We start from the raw sequence: 19,078 nt of genomic DNA, 5'->3' as shown, positions 1-19,078 counted from the left end.
CATGAGAGAGCAGCTGACAGAAAGTGATGTAAAGAAGATTCAGGAAGAGATCGACCATCGGAAGCTGGTGGTCCGCAAAGAGGCGATCGAGGCGGTCAAGGAGGCGCGCGCACAGGGTGACTTGAGCGAAAACTTCGAATATTATGCTGCTAAGAAGGATAAGAACCGGAATGAAAGCCGTATTCGCTATCTGGAAAATATGCTGAAGCACGCTAAGATCGTATCGGAAGAATCCCGCCCGGATGAGGTCGGAATGAATGATACGGTTACCCTGTATTTTGAGGATGACGACGAGGAAGAAGTATACCGTCTGGTAACGAGCATCCGGGGCAATTCCCTGGAAAACCGGATCAGCATCGAGTCGCCGCTCGGAAAAGCGATCGAAGGACACCATGTGGGTGACCAGGTGGAAGTGAAGGTCAACGATAAGAGCAGCTATGTGGTGGAGATCCGGAAGATCGAGAAGACGGGGGAAGAGGATTCGGATCGGATTCGGAGCTATTAGTTGTAACGCAAAGGAGAGTTTTGATTACTATGAAATTTGAAGAATTATGTGATGCACGTTATTCACTTCGTAAATTTGACAGCCGTCCGGTTGAGGCAGAAAAATTACAGAAAGTGCTGGAGGCGGGACGCAAAGCCCCGACGGCACATAACTTACAGCCACAGCGCTTTTTCGTGATGCAGAGTGAGGAGGCTCTGGCGAAAGCGGATGCATGTACGGCGTGTCATTTTCATTCGCCGGTTGTGATTGTAGCAGCCTATGATCCAGAGATTTCCTGGAAAAGGGAAGAGGACGGGAAAAACCATGGAGAGATCGATGTGACATTGGCGGTTTCCCAGATGATGCTGCAGGCAGCAGAACTGGGACTGGGAACAACGTATGTTGGTATGTTTAATCCAGAAAAATTGCTGGAGCAGTTCCCAGAGATGAAGGGCTTACAGCCGACGGCCTATCTGCCGCTTGGATATCCGGCAGAGACAGCTCATCCGTCCAGGCTGCATACAGATCGCAAGCCGCTAGAAGAGCTGGCAGTATTTCTGTAAAATATAGACAATCCGTAACTGTTCAGTACCTTCACAGTCACGCGCAAAAATCCATTAAAAATTGCCTGCGGCAATGGGATTTTTGCCTGCTGGCCCATGTTTTCGTACGGTCAGCGCAGTAAATGCGCAGACCTACTGAACAGTTACGACAATCCTTTATTTACCATAATCCTTAATCGATACAGTCTGTTTCCTGAGAAGCTTGGAGACAGGCTGTATTTTTGTGTAATGCCAATGATGCGCACTCGCGCGAAGCAGAAATATGTAACGATATATCTTGCAATCCATGTGCATTTAAAAGTATAATAAAAAAATATGAAGAGAAGCATGAAACGATGTAAGATGAGAAAAGGAAATGGTATGTTATTAAGAGAATATTTAAAAGAATGGACCAAAGAAGACTTATTAAACGAAGCAAGAAGCTACGAGTTAAAGAACTGTTCCCGGCTTAAAAAGGATGACCTGATTGACCGAATTGTTGAATATTTAACGACAAAAGAGGCACTCCGGGGCAGACTTTCATGCCTGACGAAAGAGCAGATGGTGCTTTTTTGCAAAGCCTGTACCGAGCCACAGAAAATTTCTGCAGAAGAGATTATGGATGGAATGCAGTTATATAAATACGTACTTGGAAGTTTTGAGGAAGTGAGTGACTGCTTTACTGTCTTTGAAGAGATTGCACAGGGGTTTAGCGGGATTGACGATGAGGCATTCCGGGCGGTTCAGAGCAAAAAAGGCTGGCTGATGAAGTGTATCAGCTTCTTTATCGATTATTATGAGATTGCGCCGTTGGAAATTTTGTATGAACTGTACAAATTGAAGGTGAAAGGCACGATCGAAGAAATGATCGGGATGCTGGAGGAAATGCCGGAGGACATCACAGAATCCTGCATTTTCCCGATGGAGAAACTGGGAATGCAGGACCTGCCGAAAGAGAATCCGCTTTATTCCGAGAGGGGCTTGTATGTACATCTTCCAGTTTTTGAGGGTGATGGACTCACTGCTTTGTTGAAACAGCAGCAGAATAAAAAATTCTATATTCCGTCTGCACAGCAGTTGGATGAAATCTGTCAGAAAGGGTATGAGGCAGGGGTACTGGCTTATAAGGAGCTGGAGTCCTATTTCATAAAAAAATTGGATGTGCCGTATGAGAAAGCGGCTAGATGGTGCTTTGAGACGTGGACCAGCAGCTATGAAGGAAAATCACCGGCAGAACTGATGAATAAGATGCATGAAGAAGGGATTGTCTTCCAGAGCGAGCAGCAGATGGGCGAATTTTTAAGACTTCTCATGGATGCGTTCAACAATACGAGAACAAAAGAAAACCGCGGAAATAAACCGTGGGAATTAAGTGAGAGAGGTATGATCGGCGGCATGCCGGCGATGGTGCCGGAAATGTCCCAGCCAGCACCGGTAACCGCGAAAAAGGTGGAGAAGATTTATCCGAATGATCCGTGTCCTTGCGGATCTGGGAAGAAATATAAGAAGTGTTGTGGAAGAAATTAATACTCAGAGGTGAAATGAAAAATGCAGCAAGAGAGGAAAGAAATATCTGGCAAAGCTAATACGATCGCTGGTTTTTCCATCCCTCTGTATCTAGGCATCTTGGCGCTGGTGGTGGTCTGTATGTATATGGACTGTCTTCCGGCAGGCTTGGTCGGCGGCATGATTGCGCTGATGGTGCTGGGCGAGGGACTCAATTTTTTGGGAAATCATACACCGGTTGTGAAAACGTACCTGGGCGGCTCGGTCATCTGTATTCTGGGGGCGGCAGTCATCCAGGCGCTGGGGCTGATTCCAGAGCAGACGCATGAGATTCTGGACAATTTTGTCAACAAAGAAGGATTTCTGGTCTTCTATATCTCAGCGCTGATCACAGGAAGTCTTTTCAATATCGACCGCGGGCTTCTGATCCGCGCAACGGTGAAACTGCTTCCGACAGCTGTCATATCGCTGGCAGTCGGCGTGATACTTTCAGGTCTGCTCGGTATGGTGATGGGGGATAGTTTTCTGGAAGGCATCCTGTATATCGGTATTCCGATGACGAGCGGCGGCATGACGGCGGGAGCAGTGCCTCTGTCGGCAATGTATTCGTCGGTTCTGGGGACGGACGCCGGACAGATCCTGACGCGGATCGCACCGGCGACGGTGCTGGGAAATTGTGTGGCGATCATTTTTGGCGGTTTAGCCAATAATATCGGCGAGCGAAAGCCATCCCTGACCGGAAATGGCTGCCTTGTCAATGACGGTCACGAAGTGAAGAAACAGCCTCCGATGAAACCGACCTTCGCACTCTTATGTACGGGGCTTATCATTTCAATGGCATTTTATGAACTGGGGGCGATCTGCCATCATTTTATTTCGATTGTACCGACGTATGCGTGGATGATTGTAGCAGTTGTGATTGTGAAGGGAACGGGAATCCTTTCAGAGCGCCTGGAGGACGCGGCGAGAGAGTGGGGACAGTTCGCGATCCACAGCTGGACAGCGGCGGCGCTGACCGGAATCGGGGCGACGCTGATTGATTTAAAGACGATTTTACACACGATCACTCCATTTTATCTGCTCAGTGTCGTGCTGATTGTCGGGGCGATCACACTGACCGCCGGATTGATCGGCATCAAGATGGGATTTTATCCGCTGGAATCATCGATCGCAGCGGGGATGTGTACAACGAACATGGGCGGCTCCGGAAATGTAGCGGTGCTCAGCAGTTCGAAACGGATGGAACTGCTTCCGTTTGCACAGATTGTGACGCGTTCCTGCGGGGCACTGATGCTGACCATTGGGGGCGTGCTGATACAGCTGCTGGCGAGGTAAAAAAAGAATGGTGCTTGACAGAGAAATGTACCTGATAGAGGGAAAATAAGTGGAAACAGAGGAATAGAGAAATAGAGAAATAGAGAAATAGGAAAAAGCTGGGAGGTACGGCTTATGAACATATTCATTGCGATCATGCTGGTGTTTGCGGCAGCCGGTCTTGTGGATGAGATGCTGGGAGGAAAGCTGGGGCTGATGCCGAACTTTGAAAAGGGGCTTGCCACCATGGGCGGTCTGGCGATGTCCACGGTCGGATTTTTTGCGATCGGAGTTACATATGTGCAGACCCACGCGGAAGCGATTGCAGAGGCGGCAAAGCATATGCCGTTTGATCCGGCGCTCATTCCAAGCTGCCTTCTGGCGCCGGATATGGGGGCGCTTGGCATGGCACAGAAGCTGGCGGCGACACCGGCTCTGGCGGCATTTACCGGTGCGATGGTAGCAGGCAGTCTGGGAATGACGGTCGGATACCAGCTGCCGGTCTTTCTGGCAGCTGTTCGAAAAGATGAAATAGGAGAGCTGATGCGGGGGTTCATCTTCGGTCTGATTGCCATACCGTCTGGTCTGGCGGTCGGAGGTCTGATGCTGGGTCTGCCTGTCCGTCAGCTCTTTTTTAATATGATCCCGGTGCTGGTGCTGTGCATGGTGCTGATTGCGGCATTTGTGCTGGTTCCGGCGCTGACGATGAAGATCATGATTTTCCTCGGAAATGCGATCCGTATTTTTAGTTTTCTCCTGTTTGGTGTGGCAGTCTTCGGAATTTTCATGCCGAAGTATGCGGTTGTCGAGGATGCCTTGATTGAGGAAATGCTTTTTATGGTACTCCGTATGGTCATCGCAGCGTGCGGCGGTCTGGTGCTGTCGCAGGTGGCGTTAAAACGTCTCCAAAAGCCGATCCAGCGTATTGGGGCGGTCCTGGGTATCAATGAGGAGGCAGTTGTCGGACTGTTCCTTTCCTTTATACAGAGCCTTGCGATGCTGCCATTGTTTTCCAAGATGGATAAGCGCGGAAAAGTATTAAATGCCGCTTTCTCTGTGGCTGGTGCCTATGTGGTAGGCGGTCAGATGACCTTCGTAGCCTCCCTGATACCGGGAAACTGGGTAACAGCCTATATGATCAGCAAGGTGCTGTCAGGCGGTCTGGCAGTTGCCCTGGCGTTTATCTCAGTCGAGAAGATTCCTGCATTAGGTGGCGAGTAACAGCAAATTTGACTAAAATTATCTAAGAAGGACAAAAATGATAACAGAGTAGAGCGGAATATCTGATATTGAGATAAAGATAAAGAAATAAGAAAGCCCCGGCAGTTTCGCTGCCGGGGCTTTCCGCCCTTTTGGGGCTATATCATTTTCATAGAAGGCATTAATAGGTTACAATGAAGACTTTTAGAGTTGTCAAACGGTTGCGAGCAATTAACAGCAGCCACAGCCTCCAAAGCTCTGCTCGGTTCTCTCAATGATCTCGTTCTGAAGCGGTTTATCCAGGTTACGGAAGTAGTCACTGTATCCGGCTACACGGACGATCAGTTCTTTGTATTCCTCCGGGTTCTTCTGAGCTTCAATCAGAGTCTGGCGGTCGATAACGTTGAACTGCATATGATGTCCGTTCATAGCGAAGTAGGAACGAATCAGAGCAGCCAGGTTGTCAATACCCTTCTCGCCTGCGATAGCAGCCGGAGTAAATTTCTGGTTCAGCAGAGTACCGCCGGTTTCACAGTGGTTCATCTTGGAGCAGGATTTAACAACTGCGGTCGGTCCGTTGATATCAGCACCCTTCTCAGGAGAGATACCCTCAGACAGAGGATTATGAGCCAGACGGCCGTTCGGAGTAGCGATCATAACATCACCGAAGTATACGTGGCAGGTGGTCGGAAGCATATCTACATGATATACACCGCCTCTGGTGGTCGGTCTGCCGGTAATATAATCTTTGTACTCATTGAATACACTTACCATGATGTCATCTGCATAATCATCATCGTTGCCGTATTTCGGAGTTTTATTCTTAACCAGGTTCAGAATGTCCTCATGGCCCTTGAAATCGTCGTTCATAGCGTCGATGAGTTCTTTCATGGTAAACTTCTGATTGTCAAATACGTTGAACTTGATAGCGGAGAGTGCATCGGAAATAGTGCCGATACCAACACCCTGGATGTAGCTTGTGTTGTATCTCGGGCCGCCTGCGTTGTAGTCTTTACCTTTCTTGATACAGTCATCGGTACAGATGGAAAGGAACGGAGCCGGCATCATCTGAGAGTAGATTCTCTCGATAACCAGGTTGCCGCGCATCTTAACATCGATGATGTACTCAAGCTGTGTCTTGAATGCGTTCCACAGTTCGTCATAGGATTTGAAGTCTTCTGCTTTGCCGGTGTGCGGTCCGATCTGTTTTTTGAACATTACATCGTAGCCATCATACAGAGCGAGCTGTAAGCACTTAGGGATGTTTAAGTAACCGGTCAGCCAATAAGCCTCGGTTCCCCATGCACCTGTCTCAACACATCCGGAGCATCCAGCGTTTCTTGCATCTACCAGAGATTTGCCCTGATTTACCAGCTCCTGAATCAGCTCATCGGTATTGTAGAATGCCGGCTGGCCCCAACCCTGACGAGCGATCTCGCAAGCTCTCTTTAAGAACTTATCCGGAGTAACCTTGGAAATCTGTACGTTGGAGTTTGGCTGGTTCTGTCTCATATCTTCCATACAGTCAAGGATTAAGTAAGAAACAGCGTTAACTGCGTCTGTACCATCTTCCTTCACACCGCCGGAGTTGATATTTGCGAAGTCTACGTATGTACCGGACTCTTTTAAGGTTACGCCAACCTTAACCGGAGCCGGAGAGTTGAACAGTTTAACCCAGAGACACTCAAGAAGCTCAAGAGCTCTGGTATCATCCAGAGTACCTGCAGCGGTATCTTTCTCATAGAACGGAATCAGATGCTGATCCAGACGGCCCGGTGTAAAGGCATCCCACGGGTTTAACTCGGTTGTAACGCCAAGGTGTGTAAACCAGTACATCTGAAGTGCCTGCCAGTAGGTCTCCGGTTTGTGCTCCGGAACAACGGCACAGTTAGCTGCAATCTGCTCAAGCTCTGCTTTTCTGACCGGATCCTTCTCCTCAGCAGCCTTCTCAAGAGCCAGATCATGATATCTCTTACCTAAGATAATGATAGCATCGCAGCAGATATCCATAGCGCGAAGCTCCTGCTCTTTGTCATAAGCTTCCGGATCATTGAAGTAGTCAAGATCTTTGATAGCCTGCGCGATCTCTTTCTTGTAATCGCCGTAGCCTTTGATGTAGAAGTTCTTGCCGCCGGCTGTATGGCCCGGTCCACGCTGCTCCATGAACTCGGTAAACATACCAACCTCATAGCAGTCTCTCCACTCCTGGGTCATAGCTTTTAAGAGATGCTCTCTGACTGCACGGTTCTTCCAGTACGGAATGATCTCTTCTTCCTGAAGCTTCAGATCGTCTTCGGTAACGGTGAAGTTAACCAGTTTACGATCGTTCATGATGTGCATATCCTCGATGGTATGACAGCACAGCTCCGGGAAAGTCGGTGAACACTGCGGGTCCTTGCCCTTCTCACCAACTAACAGCTCATCATCGCCTAAGTAAAGAGTTTTTCTGGAGAAGTACTCTTTCAGAACGAGAGCTCTTAAAACCGGTACAGATACGGAACCTTCGTACTCTTTGTAAACATCGGTTTCAATTTTTGCTCTTTCCAGATCCAGATGCGGCTGGGTGGAATGGCTGATTCTTCTCAGTCTTTTAATTCTCTCGGTACATCCGCGGTCGTTGTCTTTTAACAGACCTTCTGGTGTGTTGATTACGAATGAAGTATCAATTTTCTCTGCCATTTAAATCATCCTCCTATATTGACTTTGTTGAATCCCTGTTCTTCGAACATGGACTTAAAGTGTTCCATAAGCTCGGACACCGGTACGCTCATCTCATCCTCATGGTACTCCATGTCGAGGCTGGCGTATTTACCCTTTCCGATGTCATGATAAGGTAAAAGGTTTACCTGACGTGCGTGAATATTATTTTCCTTCAGGAAATGGATGACACTTTCAATGTGTTCATCGGTTGCGTTGACCTGCTGGATAATCGGAAGCCGGATGTAAAGACCAGCGCCCTCATCACTTAATTTCTTTAAGTTCTCAAGAATCAGTGAATTGTCAACGCCGATATATTTCTTGTGGTCTTCCGGATCCATCACCTTGATGTCGTAGAGAAAAACATCTACGTAAGGAAGAATCCGCTTCAGATTCTTATAATCTGTGTAGCCGCTGGTGTCGATGAAAATGCTGACACCGTTCTCGTGGAGCTTGCGACAGACTTCTTCCACATAGTCCATATGCTGGGAAGCCATAACCTCGCCGCCGGAGAGTGTTACACCGCCGCCGGACTGCTCATAGAAGATTTTGTCCTTCATCGCTTCCTTGACAAGTGCATCTACCGTGTATTCCTTACCGGCCAACTCCCGGGCCTCTGTGATGCACCAGTCGGTACAGACGCCGCAGGCGGTACACTTGGAACGGTCAAATACAATCTTGCCGTCTACGATGGAATTGGCTCCCTGTTTACATTTTGCAACGCATCGGCCGCAGGTGGTACATTTGTGCTGATGAAAAATCAGTTCCTTATAATAATGCTGACTCTCCGGGTTGTGGCACCACATGCAGCGTAAGGGACATCCCTTGAAGAAGATCGTGGTGCGGACACCATCGCCGTCGTGCGTTGAAAATTTCTGGATGTTAAATATGTAAGGAGTTTCTGCCATTCTTTCCCCCTCCTTTGCAAAAAACTAGACTGTGTTCTAGTTCTGAGTCTATAATACTACAACCATCTCAAGAATACAAGAGTAAATTGAAAAAAATGTATTAATTTAATTTTTAACAGACGAATCTGAAAAATAATCATCCGATCACGCTGAAACAAGCGGAGTGCGGAATGACTATAAAAGAAAATTAATATAACATATAAGATACCATAGAAAAATGGGGCTTACAATCGGCAAAAATGAGGATATTATGCATGAAAAGAAAGTGAAAATTGTAGAAAAGATAGAATGGTTTGAATATTCATAATATATAAAACAAAAACAAAAAATTAAGCACAGTTAAAAGGGCATCGCACAAATATGAAAAGGGAAAATCGAGATAGAAGTGAAAAAAGACTAAAAATCCAGAATAACAGTAGAAAAGAGCAGTAGAAAACAAAAGACAAAATAAATAAGAAGCTTGAAAAAATGAAAAAATTTCGCTCATGTGAAAGTTGCCCGGTTGACAAGAAGAATTTTGACATGGTATAGTAAAAATGTATAAGGATGTTTCGGGAAGTATTAGAAGAACCCGGACAGTAGAAGCCAGGAAAACTATATTTCGAGCTGAAAAACCTAACACAGTATATTGTCAGGGTTTACAGCCAATGGGTATCAGGGGAAACTCGGATGCCTCCCGCATTTGGAAAGAAATGCATTGGAAAGAGAAGTAGGACCTGCTGCTTATTTAGGAAGAAAGGCAGCTGGTAAAAGGCGGCGCATCCTCTGCCAGAGTCTCGTTCCGATGAAATGTTTTTCAGCGTATTCTTAAACAAAAGAAGGGAGAAGAACAATTTCATGAAGAAGACAAACAGAATCATTGCATTGGCAATGGCGGCCATGACAGCATTGTCTATGACAGCCTGCTCCGGAAGCGCAAAAGAGACAACGGAGGCGGAAAGCGCCGCAGAGACAACCGCAGAGGCTGCTGAGGAAAGCAGTGCAGAGGAGACCAAGGAAGCATCCGGAGAGACGCTTCTGATGGCAACGACGACCAGTACCGATAATACAGGTCTTCTGGATTACTTAAAGCCAATCTTTTTAGAGGATACAGGTATTGACTTACAGTGGACGGCAGTAGGAACCGGTGATGCGATTCAGAAAGCAAAAGATGGTGAAGTCGATGTGATACTGGTTCATTCTAAAGCAAAAGAAGAAGAATTTGTGGAGAGCGGCTACGGTGTAGAGCGCTTCCAGGTTATGTATAATGATTTCGTGATCGTAGGACCGAAGGATGGTCCGATTGCAAAGACGGATGATATCAACGCTGCATTTAAGCAGATCATGGACGAGCAGCTGACATTTGTGTCCCGTGGAGACAACTCTGGTACCCATAACAAGGAGACCGGAATCTGGGAGAAGCTGGGAATTACAGATTATGAGAGCAATCCAAACTATGTATCGGCAGGCGCTGGAATGGCTGATACACTGGCGATGGCAGATGAAAAAGGTGGCTACTGCCTGTCTGACCGCGGTACCTGGCTTGCCAAGAAGGCAGATTTCCCGGATATGGATATTGTATGTGAAGGCAGCAAGGAACTTTTAAACCAGTACGGCGTTATCGCAGTAAATCCGGAGAAATATCCGGATGTCAACAACGAGGCGGCGAATACGTTTATCAAGTGGATCTGTTCTCCGGAAATCCAGACGCTGATCGGTGAATACGGCGTAAAGGAGTACGGCGAGCCGTTATTCTTCCCGAATGCAGAGCAGAAGTAAAATACTGCCGGATGATATGTGGTAGTGCTGGAATTAGCGTATTTAAACGAATAAAGCAGGCAGTTGAACCTTGCAGAATTTATAATGTATAAACAGGAAACCGGAGAAGGGAGGATGCACTTTTTCCGGTTTTTCTGTCATTAAGAATTGAGAAAATGAGAACGCCTGCAGAACATAAGGTGTTTCAGTGGATATGCTGGGAGAAAAAATATGGGAAACCTGTTTTCAAAATTTTTTGGTACGGTCGGAGTGATAGATTCTATCCGGGTAACGCTGGTGATGTCTTTCTGGTCAACCTTGATTGCGTCCATGCTTGGAATTTTTCTGGGACTTGTGCTGGAGCAGACGAAATTTCCAGGAAAAAAGCTGGTAGTCCGCGTGAACCGGACCTTGATGGGAGCACCTCCGGTTGTCATCGGACTGCTCACATATATGCTTTTGAGAAAAAAAGGTCCGTTTGGGGCGCTTCGATGGGTATTTACGATCAAAGGAATGGTGGCAGCTCAGGTTCTGATCATCACTCCGATCGTCTGTGGAATGGTATATTCATATGCGGTCCGCACGGCGCCTTCGATCCGGGCGTTTGCCAGGACGATGGGAGCTGATCGGCATCAGACCGCGCGGCTTCTGCTGCGTGAAATGAAAAATGAAATTTATTTTGCGGTTGTGTCTGGATATGGGCGTTCCATCAGTGAGGTTGGGGCGGTCTTTCTGGTAGGTGGAAATATAAAAAACAGCACCCGGACAATGACAACTGCGATTTCAACCCTGAAAGGTGCAGGCGATTATTATGAAGGGGTATTTTTGGGAGTGATCCTGATGCTTCTGGCATTTGCGGTACAGACATTGGCAGAACATTTCAGACAGGAGGAGACACCGGATGAAAATCTCTAAGCTGCAAAAGAAGATAGGTCAGTTTACGCTTCAAATCGAGGAACTGTATCTGGAGAGCGGGAAGGTTCATGGTCTGATAGGAACCAATGGCTGCGGAAAAACAACACTTTCCAAGCTGATACAGGGGATATTGGTTCCAGATGGCGGGAGGATTGATTATGAGGGACTGACACCCCGGGATATCACGATGACAACACAGAGACCGTATCTTTTGCATGATACGGTGTATCAGAACCTGATCTATCCGCTGAAAATACGGGGAATCCGCCCAGATGAGGCGAAGATGGATGCCTGGCTGGAACGATGTGGACTTCTGCAGAAAAAAAATCAGTATGCCCGTTCCCTGAGCAGCGGGGAACAGCAGAAATTATCATTTATCAGGGCCCTGGTATTTGACCCTGCGTTTGTGATTGTTGATGAAACGCTTTCCAACCTGGATCCTGACAGTACAGAATTGTTTGAACAGCTGATGCGGGAGCAGCAGACGAAAAATAAGATGACATGGCTGCTAATCAGTCATCAGCTGGTGCATGTCCGCAAGATTTGTGACCAGGTACATTTTATGGAGCAGGGGAATGTTCTGGTGTCTGGAACACCGGAAGAAATCCTTCTTCACCCCTCTCACCCGTCCATACGCCGATATCTGGCAGATACAGAGGTTTCATATCGCGAAAATGAAAAAAATTCAGAAATATGAATAAAAATGCGAGATGATTGCGCTGAATGTGAAAAAAATGGAAATAGTTTTGCTTGGGATGATTGACACAGTTTGTGAAAATGTGGTATAATTTCAGGTAGAAAATCATGAGAAAGAGAATTGTCGCACGAGAGCGGCAGTTATACAGAGTTGATTTCGAGCTTTTCTGCCTAAGCTGTGAACCGATTGACAGGATGGAAGAAAAGCCAATGGGTATCCGGGGAAACGCGGGTGCCTCCCCGCATCAGGCGATGCATTGGAAAGGAATAGCTCTCGGATGACCGGGATGAAGACCCGGAAGTTCTGGAAAAGAGCAGTAAATTCCGCCAGCGCAAGCAAAGCCTGATGTAGATAAGTGCATATCAGCAGAAAGCCATAAGAGGCAGACTGCATCATCAGGAACGGATACAGAGAGCGGAATGTTTTCTGTATTCGTTTTTTTGTTTCATTCGGAGAGGCGGTCCATGAATCAGAAGCACTTCGCGTGGATGCATACCTTCGCGAAGAAGAATCATGCCGCAAGGGAGGAATTATGAAGTTATTGAAAGTTGATACGCTGGCGCAGGCGCGGGAACGTTTGCTTAAAGCGGCAAAAGAATGCCTGCCAGAAACGGAGCACGTTGCGCTTGCAGATGCATCTGACCGTATTTTAGCAGAAGATATTGTCTCTGGGGAAATGATTCCGGCATTCCGCCGTTCCAGTGTAGACGGGTATGCAGTCTGTTCAAAGGACACGGCGGGCGCAACGGAAAGTATCCCGGTTTTTCTGAAGGTGCTGGAAGAAGTAGAGATAGGACATCCGGCGGTATCAAAGATTGAACCGGGTACCTGCGCCTATGTGCCGACCGGCGGCATGGTTCCGGAAGGGGCAGATGCCATGGTGATGGTAGAATACAGTGAACGGTTCGGAACAGATGAGGTTGCCCTGTATGAAAATGTTCCGTATGGGAAATGCATCGTGCTTCCGGGAGAAGATGTAAAAACCGGGGATATAGTCCTTAAAGCGGGAACCCGGATTGGCCCGGCGCAGGCGGGAACATTGGCAGCGCTTGGCGTGGTTCAGGTTCCGGTTTTTAAACCGTGGAAGGTGGCAATTCTATCGACGGGCGACGAACTGGTCAGGATCGATCAGGTTCCTGGACCGGGACAGGTGCGGGATATTAATACATGGGCGCTGTCCTGTTATGTGAAGAAGACAGGTCTGGAGCTTGTTTCGGCAGAGGCAGTGAGGGATGAAGAGGTACTTTTAGAGGACAAAATCAGGGAGGCGGTCAAAGCCTGTGATTTGATTCTGATCTCCGGAGGAAGTTCCCAGGGAAAGAAGGACATGACTATGGAGATATTAAACCGCATCTCCAAGGAGGGAGTATTTACCCATGGGCTGGCACTGAAACCGGGAAAACCGACGATTCTGGGATATGATAAAGAGAAAAATACGCTGTTAGGAGGACTTCCTGGGCATCCGGCAGCAGCGCTTGCCGTTTTCCACTTATTATTTGTGTGGCTCTGGAAGCAGGTAACCGGTCAGCCAGATCAACCTCCGCTAGAAGCCTTTATGACAACGAACCTGGCGGGGGCACCCGGAAAAACAACCTGCCTGCTGGTAAAACTTCAGATGGCTCCGCAGGGGCTGGAGGCAGAACCGGTATTTGGAAAATCAGGCTTGATTTCGACGATGGCAGAGGCAGACGGCTACGTTCTGATTGATATGAATCAGGAGGGACTGAAGAAGGGTGAGCAGGTGAAGGTATACCGTTTTTAAAATGAATTGCTTCCAGAAGGGCGACGGAGAATAAAGGATCGGCAGAGCCTGGTGGAAACAGAATAGAGGCAGAGATGGGAAAGAGAAATTTATATCTGAATAATACACCGGTGGAGGAGGCAAAAGCCCTTTACCAGAAAGCACTGGGGGAATTATTAAGACCCAAGGCAGAATGGATTCCCGTGACGGAAAGTCTGCACCGGATTACAAAAGAGGCAGTCTATGCGAAATATTGTTCTCCGCTTTACAATGCGGCGGCGATGGATGGAATCGCGGTTGAGGCAGAGAAAACAAAAGGAGCATCGGAGCGGAAACCACTTACCCTATATCCAGGTACAGATTTTACAGTGGTGGATACGGGCGATCCGATTCACGCACCATGCGATGCAGTTATCATGGCGGAGGATCTGCTGGAGCAGGAGGATGGCTCGGTGCAGATTACGGATGCAGCTGCATCATGGCAGCATGTGCGCCCGATCGGAGAAGATATCGTAGCGGGTGAGATGCTGATGCCCGGTTATCATGAGATACGCCCGATTGATATAGGTGTTCTCCTGTCTGGCGGAATTACAGAGATTGAGGTGTTGAAAAAGCCGTCGGTAGCGATTTTTCCGACGGGAACCGAAATCATAGAGCCGGGACAGGAACCCAGGGATGGGGACATCATCGAATCGAATTCGAGAGTGTTTGAGGCACTGGTAACGGAACATGGCGGTGCGCCCCATCGTTTTCCGCCGATTGCGGATGAATATGAAACATTGAAAGCAAAGGTGGCAGAGGCGGTTGAAAACTATGACATGGTGATTGTCAATGCCGGCTCCAGTGCAGGAACTGAAGATTTTACGGTTCATGTACTTCGGGAATTGGGGGAGGTTCTGGTACACGGGGTGGCAATCAAGCCGGGAAAACCGGTAATATTGGCGATTGTCAATGGAAAACCGGTAATCGGACTTCCGGGATATCCGGTATCCGCCTATATCAACTTTGAAAATTTTGTGATTCCTGTGCTGCAGAAACTGGCAGGACGTACAGAAACAGGCGGCACGACGGTGCGGGCTGTCATATCCAAACGCCTTGTATCATCCCTGAAACATAAAGAGTATGTGCGGGTGAAGGTAGGAGAAGTGGGTGACAAGCTCGTCGCTTCTCCACTGGCGCGCGGGGCGGGAGCAGCAATGAGCCTGGTGCGGGCAGACGGATTCTGTGTGATTCCTCAGAACAGCGAGGGGGTCGAGGCGGGAGATACCGTTGACGTAGAGCTATACCGTTCCCTGGAGGAAATTGGAAGTACGGCAGTGGCAATCGGAAGCCATGATCTGATTCTGGATGTGATGGCAGATTTGCTGCCGTGTATGTACCCGGGTAATTACCTTTCCAGTACGCATGTAGGCAGTATGGGCGGTTTAATGGCATTAAAGCGGGGAGAGGCGCATCTGGCTCCGACTCACCTGCTGGATGAAGAGACAGGAGAATATAATATTGCGATCCTGAAAAAACTGTTTGCGGGTGAAAAAATGGCACTTGTCAAGGGGGTTGAGCGAATTCAGGGAATTATCGTAAAAAAAGGAAATCCGCTTGGAATCCATGAAATTGAAGATCTACGTGGTTTGAATTATGTCAACCGACAGAGAGGAGCGGGGACAAGAGTCCTTTTTGATTATAAGCTGAAGGAAGCCGGTATTTCACCGGAAGAAATTCACGGATATGACAGAGAGGCGGCAACGCATATGGCAGTGGCGGCTGCCGTGTCCGGCGGCGATGCAGACGCGGGCATGGGAATCCAGTCGGCAGCCAGGGCAATGGGGCTTGATTTTATTGAGATTGGACGGGAAGAGTATGACTTTGCGATTCCAGTCAGATTTTTGGATTTTCCACCGGTGCAGCATTTTCTGGCGGTTTTGAAAAGCCGGGAGTTTGCAGAGAGAGTGGAGAAGCTCGGTGGTTATGGGCTGGCAAGAACCGGAGAAATTTTATATTTATAAAAGAGGGGATTAGATGGGAGCAGTTGTGCGTGAATTATATGTGTTCCGGCAGAGGGGACAGCCGGGAGAAGCCGTGGAGAGCGCCTGGTTCCGAAGGGGGATCGGAATGGAGGGTGACCGGCATGCAGCGGGAGGTGAAAGGCAGACTTCGCTGTTGGCGGGAGAAGCCCGGGACTGGATGGAGAAGCAGACAGAACCGGGACTCTGCTTCCGCCGCTACAAGGCAAACCTGATAACGGAGGGAATAGATACCACCCAGTTAAATACGGGGGATCTTCTGGCGGCGGGAGGGGCGGTGTTCCGCGTCTCCGGGTATGGAAAAAAGTGTTTTCCAGAGTGTATTTACCATGAAAAAGGAGTTTTCTGCCGCCTTTCGGCAGGAGCCATATTTTTGGAAGTGATTCGGGACGGGTATGTATCTGTTTCGGATGAAATAATGAAATTAGGCAAAAAGGAGGAACTGTGATGAGACGATTAGAGAAAGATGAATCACTCTGCATTGGCTGCCACCAGTGCGAAGAAGCCTGTTCGAAGGCATTTTACAAGGTTTCGGATCCAATGAAATCCTGCATCCGCATTACCGACAAGGAGGATGGAAGCCATCATATTGCTGTGTGCACACAGTGTGGAAAATGTTCGGAAGTATGCAATACAGGTGTGATTACGGAGGATGCGAGAGGCGTTTACCGGCTGAACAAGAAAGAATGTGCCGGCTGTCTGATGTGCGTTGGATTCTGTCCGGAGAATGTTATGGTACAGTGTGATGATTATCTGGAGCCGTCCAAATGTACGGCGTGCGGATTGTGCGTAAAAGCATGTCCGACCGGAGCGATCCGTCTGGTAGAAGAGTAAAAGGAGGAGAAAGGCATGATTAAAATGTGTGATCTTCCGCGTTATGCGGACGCAGATATGGAAGAAATCAAAAAAATGAAAGAGGCCCACACGGTTCTCAATCAGGTTACATATGAGCCAAAGCCGCTGTATCATGGATATACGGATAAGCGTCTTCGAATCAATGTGACAGATAACACCATCGATATGATCGACATTCCTCAGGAGGTCAAAGAAAAATTTACCGGCGGAAAAGGTTATTGCCTGCGTTATCTGTGGGATGCAACGAATCCGGATACAAAGTGGAATTCTCCGGAAAATGCCATCACCATGTCGGCAGGACCGATTGCCGGAATTACGCAGTACGGCGGTACCGGAAAATGCCTGGTATGCAGCATTTCACCGATGACAGATATCCCGATTGATTCAAACGTCGGCGGATATTTTGGCCCATTCTTAAAATTCTCCGGATTTGATGTGATCGAGCTGACTGGAAAAGCGGAGGAAGACGTGATTATTGTCATCGATGGCAATAAGGGAACCGTTTCAATTGAAAAAGCACCGTTAGAGCATAAAGATGCACATGTACTGGGAGAAGAGCTGACAACCATGTATGCGGAGGATGACAATGATCGCAAAAACGTGGCGGTCGTATGTTCTGGTTCAGCGGCGGATCATTGCAACCTCTCTATGCTGAATTTTACATTCTATGATCCGAAAAGAAATGTAGTCCGCTTAAAACAGGCTGGACGTGGTGGTATCGGACGTGTCTTTGCGGACAAGCACATAAAAGCGCTGGTATGCCATTTTAAAGGCGTAAAAGCAAATCTGAACCATGTATATGATATCAGTATCCTGAACCGGGATGGCCTGAAATTCCATCGTGAGGTGGCGACACAGGATGACAAACAGAATTCAATGCGTAAATCCGGAACAGCATACTCCCTGCGTATCATGAGCGATTATGATATTCTGCCGACGCGCAATTATAAATATGGCGGAACGGATAAGATCGATGAGATGGCACCGGAGGTATGGAGAAATAAATGGCTGACCCAGGGCGGAGCGGACGGATGTTGGTATGGATGTTCGATGGCGTGTGCTAAAACAGCCGATCAGTTTGAATTAAAGACAGGTCCGTATAAGGGACATAAAGTATGTGTGGATGGTCCGGAGTATGAGACAGCAGCCGGTGTTGGTCCGAACTGCGGCGTAACCGATCCGCAGGTAATCCTGGAAGTGAATTTCTACTGTGATACATATGGCATTGATACGATTTCCTTTGGCACCATGACTGCCTTCCTGATGGAATGCTATGAAAATGGTATCCTGAATAAGGAGAGAACCGGCGGTCTGGAGCTTGTATGGGGCAATGCAGAGGCGGAGCTGGAGCTGCTGCACCAGATGGCGCGAAACGAAGGCTTTGGCAAGATTGCGGCACTTGGAAGCCACAAGCAGAAAGAGTATTTTGCAGCGCAGGGCTGGGGCGATATGGATTTCATGAATGATATTGCGATGGAACAGAAGGGACTTGAATATTCAGAGTATGCTTCCAAAGAATCCCTGGCGCAGCAGGGCGGCTATGGTCTGACCAATAAGGGACCGCAGCATGATGAGGCATGGCTGATTTTCATGGATCAGGTAAATAACCAGATTCCTACCTTTGAGGATAAGGCGGAGGCGCTGTATTACTATCCGATGTTTAGAACCTGGTTTGGTCTTCTGGGACTTTGCAAGCTGCCGTGGAATGATATTGTACCGGCTGACAACAGCCTGACCGATGAACCGGCGAAGGTACCGGAGCACGTAGATAACTATCTGGATCTTTATTATGGTGTTACTGGGGTCAAGATTGATAGGGATGAGATGATTAAAATGTCCGAGCGTGTCTACAATTTCCAGCGTGTTTTCAACATTCGTCTGGGCAAGGGACTGCGTGCGAACGATGCGATTCCATACCGCTCCCAGGGACCGGTTACGGAAGAAGAATATCTGTCCCGTCAGGAGCGCTACGATGGTCAGCTGGTAGAGCTGGTTGGTTTTACAAAAGAAGAAGTCGAAAAAATGTCCTTAAAGGAAAAGATGGCTGCGACCAGAAAGCACAGAGAAGGGGAATATGAGAAGCTGATTGATGCGGTATATCCGAAGCGCGGCTGGAATTTAAACGGCGTTCCGACAATTGCACACCTGAAAGAGCTTGGCATGGATCTTCCGGAGCTTTTGGAAGTAGTTGAGCCGCTTCAGTAAGACTATTCATTAATACGTTGCAGAAGGGAAGTGGATATAATGGTACTGAATAACCGTCCATATCCGGACTGGCATGAAGGACTGACAATCAGGGGTGTGATGGAACACATGAAATTTACCTGGCCCAAGCTGGTCGTGAAGGTAAATGGGCAGCTGGTCTGGCCAGAAGACTATGATAAAGTAACACTTGAAGAAGCAGATGATTTGAAGATTTATCATTTACTGGGGGGCGGTTGATTCAGAAAGGAGACGCTGG

16 protein-coding genes and 2 riboswitches are annotated in these 19,078 nt (G+C 48.0%); of the genes, 14 read left to right on the top strand and 2 right to left on the bottom strand.

Annotated elements, in window-relative coordinates; genetic code table 11:
- Position 1 precedes the first annotated feature (1 nt).
- The 5 genes from greA to DWX68_RS10100 all read left to right on the top strand — a co-directional run bounded on the left by greA (position 2) and on the right by DWX68_RS10100 (position 5,067).
- Entirely contained in the window at positions 2 to 505 is a 504-nt protein-coding gene (gene greA / locus DWX68_RS10120; RefSeq protein WP_022360596.1) for a transcription elongation factor GreA, read from the top strand.
- A gap of 29 nt (positions 506 to 534) precedes the next feature.
- Positions 535 to 1,047, top strand: coding sequence for a nitroreductase family protein (locus DWX68_RS10115; protein WP_118629306.1), 513 nt, complete (start codon positions 535 to 537; stop codon positions 1,045 to 1,047).
- 360 nt (positions 1,048 to 1,407) lie between these two features.
- Entirely contained in the window at positions 1,408 to 2,553 is a 1,146-nt protein-coding gene (locus tag DWX68_RS10110; protein WP_182431313.1) for an SEC-C metal-binding domain-containing protein, read from the top strand.
- A gap of 21 nt (positions 2,554 to 2,574) precedes the next feature.
- On the top strand, positions 2,575 to 3,867 hold the full coding sequence (locus tag DWX68_RS10105) for a 2-hydroxycarboxylate transporter family protein (protein ID WP_118472597.1): 1,293 nt from the start codon (positions 2,575 to 2,577) through the stop codon (positions 3,865 to 3,867).
- 114 nt (positions 3,868 to 3,981) lie between these two features.
- Positions 3,982 to 5,067 (top strand): ethanolamine utilization protein EutH, encoded by a 1,086-nt coding sequence (locus DWX68_RS10100; protein ID WP_118472598.1) that lies wholly within the window; start codon positions 3,982 to 3,984, stop codon positions 5,065 to 5,067.
- Positions 5,068 to 5,277: 210 nt separating this feature from the next.
- Here DWX68_RS10100 and hypD read toward each other — a convergent pair whose 3' ends face one another.
- Both hypD and DWX68_RS10090 read right to left on the bottom strand, forming a co-directional pair.
- The gene (gene hypD / locus DWX68_RS10095; protein ID WP_107001401.1) at positions 5,278 to 7,725 is read right to left on the bottom strand and encodes a trans-4-hydroxy-L-proline dehydratase; all 2,448 of its coding nucleotides are present in this window, start codon (positions 7,723 to 7,725) and stop codon (positions 5,278 to 5,280) included.
- A 5-nt stretch (positions 7,726 to 7,730) separates the two neighbouring features.
- Positions 7,731 to 8,651: a trans-4-hydroxy-L-proline dehydratase activase gene (locus DWX68_RS10090; protein WP_118293375.1), complete on the bottom strand. Its 921-nt coding sequence runs from the start codon at positions 8,649 to 8,651 to the stop codon at positions 7,731 to 7,733.
- 587 nt (positions 8,652 to 9,238) lie between these two features.
- A riboswitch (molybdenum cofactor riboswitch) is annotated at positions 9,239 to 9,360 on the top strand.
- A gap of 128 nt (positions 9,361 to 9,488) precedes the next feature.
- Between DWX68_RS10090 and DWX68_RS10085 the strand changes: the two genes are divergently transcribed.
- The 9 genes from DWX68_RS10085 (at position 9,489) to thiS (ending at position 19,059) form a co-directional block, all read left to right on the top strand.
- Positions 9,489 to 10,409, top strand: coding sequence for a substrate-binding domain-containing protein (locus DWX68_RS10085; protein ID WP_022360332.1), 921 nt, complete (start codon positions 9,489 to 9,491; stop codon positions 10,407 to 10,409).
- Positions 10,410 to 10,619: 210 nt separating this feature from the next.
- Positions 10,620 to 11,303, top strand: coding sequence for an ABC transporter permease (locus DWX68_RS10080; protein ID WP_022360331.1), 684 nt, complete (start codon positions 10,620 to 10,622; stop codon positions 11,301 to 11,303).
- Positions 11,290 to 12,000, top strand: a complete 711-nt coding sequence (locus tag DWX68_RS10075; RefSeq protein ID WP_118629304.1) for an ABC transporter ATP-binding protein — start codon at positions 11,290 to 11,292, stop codon at positions 11,998 to 12,000. The genes DWX68_RS10080 and DWX68_RS10075 overlap by 14 nt, the downstream gene beginning before the upstream one ends.
- Positions 12,001 to 12,142: 142 nt before the next feature.
- Positions 12,143 to 12,283: riboswitch (molybdenum cofactor riboswitch) on the top strand.
- Between the two features lie 249 nt (positions 12,284 to 12,532).
- Complete coding sequence (gene glp, locus DWX68_RS10070) at positions 12,533 to 13,762, top strand: gephyrin-like molybdotransferase Glp (RefSeq protein ID WP_118629302.1); 1,230 nt, start codon at positions 12,533 to 12,535, stop codon at positions 13,760 to 13,762.
- A 74-nt stretch (positions 13,763 to 13,836) separates the two neighbouring features.
- Entirely contained in the window at positions 13,837 to 15,744 is a 1,908-nt protein-coding gene (locus DWX68_RS10065) for a molybdopterin biosynthesis protein (protein ID WP_118629300.1), read from the top strand.
- 13 nt (positions 15,745 to 15,757) lie between these two features.
- A complete protein-coding gene (locus DWX68_RS10060; RefSeq protein ID WP_022360327.1) occupies positions 15,758 to 16,210 on the top strand; it encodes a rhodanese/MoeB/ThiF domain protein in 453 nt (150 codons plus the stop codon).
- A complete protein-coding gene (locus DWX68_RS10055; protein WP_022360326.1) occupies positions 16,210 to 16,596 on the top strand; it encodes a 4Fe-4S binding protein in 387 nt (128 codons plus the stop codon). The genes DWX68_RS10060 and DWX68_RS10055 overlap by 1 nt, the downstream gene beginning before the upstream one ends.
- 15 nt (positions 16,597 to 16,611) lie before the next feature.
- Positions 16,612 to 18,822, top strand: a complete 2,211-nt coding sequence (locus DWX68_RS10050) for an aldehyde ferredoxin oxidoreductase C-terminal domain-containing protein (RefSeq protein WP_207663956.1) — start codon at positions 16,612 to 16,614, stop codon at positions 18,820 to 18,822.
- A gap of 39 nt (positions 18,823 to 18,861) precedes the next feature.
- Positions 18,862 to 19,059 carry a sulfur carrier protein ThiS gene (thiS, locus tag DWX68_RS10045; RefSeq protein ID WP_022360324.1) on the top strand — a complete coding sequence of 66 codons (198 nt, stop codon included), beginning with the start codon at positions 18,862 to 18,864 and terminating at the stop codon, positions 19,057 to 19,059.
- Positions 19,060 to 19,078: the final 19 nt, after the last annotated feature.

The sequence above is a fragment of the Clostridium sp. AF20-7 genome (assembly GCF_003479275.1).
In the GTDB taxonomy this organism is placed as follows: domain Bacteria; phylum Bacillota; class Clostridia; order Lachnospirales; family Lachnospiraceae; genus Otoolea; species Otoolea fessa.
Note: the sequence above shows the minus strand (reverse complement) of the source record. Positions and strands in the feature narration are given on the sequence as shown.

Coding starts and splice junctions, on each gene's coding strand:
- greA (WP_022360596.1), top strand. CDS start 2: ATGAGAGAGCAGCTGACAGAAAGTGATGTAAAGAAGATTCAGGAAGAG.
- DWX68_RS10115 (WP_118629306.1), top strand. CDS start 535: ATGAAATTTGAAGAATTATGTGATGCACGTTATTCACTTCGTAAATTT.
- DWX68_RS10110 (WP_182431313.1), top strand. CDS start 1,408: ATGTTATTAAGAGAATATTTAAAAGAATGGACCAAAGAAGACTTATTA.
- DWX68_RS10105 (WP_118472597.1), top strand. CDS start 2,575: ATGCAGCAAGAGAGGAAAGAAATATCTGGCAAAGCTAATACGATCGCT.
- DWX68_RS10100 (WP_118472598.1), top strand. CDS start 3,982: ATGAACATATTCATTGCGATCATGCTGGTGTTTGCGGCAGCCGGTCTT.
- hypD (WP_107001401.1), bottom strand. CDS start 7,725: ATGGCAGAGAAAATTGATACTTCATTCGTAATCAACACACCAGAAGGT.
- DWX68_RS10090 (WP_118293375.1), bottom strand. CDS start 8,651: ATGGCAGAAACTCCTTACATATTTAACATCCAGAAATTTTCAACGCAC.
- DWX68_RS10085 (WP_022360332.1), top strand. CDS start 9,489: ATGAAGAAGACAAACAGAATCATTGCATTGGCAATGGCGGCCATGACA.
- DWX68_RS10080 (WP_022360331.1), top strand. CDS start 10,620: ATGGGAAACCTGTTTTCAAAATTTTTTGGTACGGTCGGAGTGATAGAT.
- DWX68_RS10075 (WP_118629304.1), top strand. CDS start 11,290: ATGAAAATCTCTAAGCTGCAAAAGAAGATAGGTCAGTTTACGCTTCAA.
- glp (WP_118629302.1), top strand. CDS start 12,533: ATGAAGTTATTGAAAGTTGATACGCTGGCGCAGGCGCGGGAACGTTTG.
- DWX68_RS10065 (WP_118629300.1), top strand. CDS start 13,837: ATGGGAAAGAGAAATTTATATCTGAATAATACACCGGTGGAGGAGGCA.
- DWX68_RS10060 (WP_022360327.1), top strand. CDS start 15,758: ATGGGAGCAGTTGTGCGTGAATTATATGTGTTCCGGCAGAGGGGACAG.
- DWX68_RS10055 (WP_022360326.1), top strand. CDS start 16,210: ATGAGACGATTAGAGAAAGATGAATCACTCTGCATTGGCTGCCACCAG.
- DWX68_RS10050 (WP_207663956.1), top strand. CDS start 16,612: ATGATTAAAATGTGTGATCTTCCGCGTTATGCGGACGCAGATATGGAA.
- thiS (WP_022360324.1), top strand. CDS start 18,862: ATGGTACTGAATAACCGTCCATATCCGGACTGGCATGAAGGACTGACA.